Origin of the sequence: Leisingera sp. ANG-DT (assembly GCF_000813785.1) — a bacterium.
Lineage (GTDB): Bacteria > Pseudomonadota > Alphaproteobacteria > Rhodobacterales > Rhodobacteraceae > Leisingera.
Genome location: NZ_JWLE01000086.1, coordinates 1 through 498, shown reverse-complemented (window position 1 = coordinate 498; position 498 = coordinate 1). Strand labels below are relative to the sequence as shown.

Genomic DNA, 498 nt, shown 5'->3' with positions numbered 1-498 from the left:
ACACCCGCAGGATCAAGAGGTACGACAGGTAGGACGACAGCCCGGCAAACAGGATGCGCCAGGGGTTCTGCGCCCAGCCGCGCACCACGCCTAGCAGCGGCGCCGACTGCCCCCTATCCTCCCAGGCGCGCAACGCCCCCATCGCCAGCGTCACCAGGATATAGGTCCAGAACAGGAACGGCGCGCTGGCTGCTCCTTGCATCGCTGCCGCGTCGGAGATCGAATAGGCAGCCGACCCCAGCATCGCCATCCCCGCCATGGCAAAGGCGCGCGGGTCATCCAGCAACCGCCCTTTGCCCTTCTGGATCATCAGCCCGGCCCAGATGATCAGCCCCATCCCCAGCAAGGCCGCGCCGGTATAGCTGCGGTCCAGCGCCAGCCAGCTGAAGGCGGCAATCGCCAGGGGCGAGGAGCGCACGATCGGGTAGTAGGCCGACAGGTTTCCCCGCCGCAGCGCCGACAGGGTGCCATAGTAGTAAACCGTCAGCCCCAGCGCCG

1 pseudogene is annotated in these 498 nt (G+C 67.5%); it reads right to left on the bottom strand.

The window, feature by feature from the left end:
* Window positions 1-498: pseudogene (locus RA21_RS21885) on the bottom strand (EamA family transporter); the annotation flags it as partial.